Source organism: Neobacillus rhizosphaerae (genome assembly GCF_050477885.1).
GTDB lineage: Bacteria > Bacillota > Bacilli > Bacillales > Cytobacillaceae > Neobacillus > Neobacillus rhizosphaerae_A.
Genome location: NZ_JBCNAC010000190.1, coordinates 1 through 2,526, shown reverse-complemented (window position 1 = coordinate 2,526; position 2,526 = coordinate 1). Strand labels below are relative to the sequence as shown.

Genomic DNA, 2,526 nt, shown 5'->3' with positions numbered 1-2,526 from the left:
GAAGACTCCTGTGGGAGTACGGTTCAGGGGAGACCCCGCAGGCGTGAGCGCCGAGGAGGCTCGCCGAAACGCCCACGGAAAGCGAAGTGCCTGGAGCGGAAATCAACAGACAAGTTTAACAAAGCCTAAATAAAAACTCCTTATCACGCTATTGATAAGGAGTTTTTGTAATTTATTCTACTTTCTTTTTCACTTCGTCGGTTAATTCCTCAATGCTCTTTCTTACATTACCTTTACCTGAGTAGTTTTCAATCAACTCTTTTACATCAATGCCGCTTGAGGCCTTTAAGGATTCCTGAAGGCTAGCCATTAGATTAGTGGCGTAGCTGGTAATTTTATTGGCACCGCCGTTTTCACCTGAGCCACCGCCCGTATCCACGACCGTAATTTTATCGATATTAGATAATGGAGCAGCCACTTGCTTCGCATATTCTGGAAGCATTTTAATGACCATATCCAAGATCGCCGCTTGCCCGAATTGCTCGAACGCTTCGGCAATTTTTTCTTTCGCTTCTGCTTCTGCCAAACCTTTTAAGCGGATAATTTCTGCTTCCGTGGAACCCTGTGCTTTTTGTGCTTCTGCTTTCGCCAAACCGTCTAAGCGGATTCGCTCTGCTTCCGCCTTTGCCATGGCTTCAATCCGGTATTTATTTGCTTCTGCTTCCGCCATTTGCTTCGCTTTATCCGCTGCTGCTGACTGCTCAACAGAGTAACGGTCGGCATCGGCCTTTTTCTTCACTTCTGAATCATATTGGCGTTCGCGACGCTGAATTTCTTTTTCTTCTAGTTCGATTTGCTTTTGTCTTTCGATGATCTTGATTTGCATTTCTTGCTCCATTACCTCTTGCTTCGACCGTGCACTTTCAAGGTCATACGCTTGGTCGGCACGGGCTTTGGCAATATCTTGCTCACGTCGGAAATCAGCAACCTTCAGCTGATTCGTTTTCTCTGCTTCAGCGATTTCTGTTGCTCGCTCCAGTTCACTGCGTTTTGCTTCCTTAGCGGCTTCCGCTTTTTTAATCCGCGTTTCTTTTTCAGCTTCAGCAGTAGCAATATCGGCATCCCTTTTTACTTGCGCAATACGCGGCTTACCAAGTGAGTCCAGGTAGCCGTTTTTATCACGAACATCTTTGATGGTAAAGGAGACAATGACTAACCCCATTTTCGCTAGATCCTGTGATGCTACCCTTTGGACTTCCTGCGAAAACTTGTCGCGGTTTTTATAAATTTCTTCCACCGTCATCGAGCCAAGAATCGACCTTAGATGCCCCTCAAGGACTTCTCTTGCTTCGTTTTCGCGGTCTTCCTTCGGCTTTCCAAGGAACTGCTCAGCAGCCGTTGCGATTTCACTAATCGAACCGCCAATTTTAATAATTGCCACGCCGTCTGCCATAACTGGAACACCCTGTTCTGTGTACACCTCAGGAGTGGTCACTTCGAGTTTACTTGATAGTAGGCTAATCGGCTTTGCTTGTTGGAATACTGGTAAAATAAAGCTACCGCCGCCGCGGATAATCTTGATTTTGTTTCCTGATTCGTCCACATGTACATTCCCGTTACCGAGGAAGCTACCTGTTACGATAAGTGCCTCGTCAGGTCCAGCTGTTCTATACTTTGTGATAAACACGCCAATCAAGGCAATAAGAATAAGTGCGACAATACCAATAATAACCCAAATAATACTAAATTCCATTTCTTAAAACCCCCTCTAAATAAAACTCTCTAATTCTTGATGAACAGTGACTTCAAGTACCCCATTTTTCACCTGCACGACAAGTACAGTTGTGCCATTCGGGATTTGCTCTCCATCAAAGCTTGATGCCGGTTTGGCAATTCTTCCACTTGTGCTATCAATCATTACTTCCCCAAAGCCATCAGCAGGGATAGGTGTGATCACGGTCCCTATTAGTCCCCTTAAGTCTGATTCTTTGTAGACCAGAGACTCCTCCGCAGAGGATAAAGGTACGAGTACAAATACGTTTAATAAGGTGACGATCATAAAAGCGGCAACAGCTGATATTCCTAAAATAAGTAAATAATGTAAGGATGATAGCTTTTCAAACAAATAGCCGCTTGCAGACAAAACCGTGATAAAGGCAAAAATTAAGACAGGGTTGAGAAAATGTAGCCCCCCATCCCCAGCTCCGTGGAAATGGAATACATCTGCAAACAATACATACAGAATGGTTAATACACCTGAGATAATCAAGCCATACAAATAAATGGTTTCTAATGGAATGCTAAAAGGTTCCAAAGGCATCAGTCCCTTCTTATGTAGGTACCTTATTTACGTTTGCATATGGAAAAAGTTTCATTTTTCTTCAAAAATTTACCGATTAATTATTATTTCAACATTGAAACTGAGTATCCTGCAGAAAGATGAGGAGATATTATGAACAATCTTAGCTGGTGATTTTGCAATTGGCTCATTTTGGGGAGACATTGGCCAACTTTTTGGCTGGATTGGCTCATTTTTGGACTGGATTGGCTCATTTTTGGACTGGATTGATGCTAGACTAAAAAACG

Annotated in this window: 3 protein-coding genes; all 3 read right to left on the bottom strand. The window is 43.5% G+C overall.

The features are described from left to right. Window positions 1–172: 172 nt before the first annotated feature. Window positions 173–1,693 carry an SPFH domain-containing protein gene (locus ABES03_RS25035; RefSeq protein ID WP_430121827.1) on the bottom strand — a complete coding sequence of 507 codons (1,521 nt, stop codon included), beginning with the start codon at window positions 1,691–1,693 and terminating at the stop codon, window positions 173–175. Window positions 1,694–1,708: 15 nt separating this feature from the next. Beyond that, window positions 1,709–2,260: an NfeD family protein gene (locus ABES03_RS25030; RefSeq protein ID WP_430121825.1), complete on the bottom strand. Its 552-nt coding sequence runs from the start codon at window positions 2,258–2,260 to the stop codon at window positions 1,709–1,711. A gap of 69 nt (window positions 2,261–2,329) precedes the next feature. Then, a partial coding sequence (locus tag ABES03_RS25025; RefSeq protein WP_430121823.1) for a hypothetical protein occupies window positions 2,330–2,526 on the bottom strand: 197 nt, incomplete at its 5' end.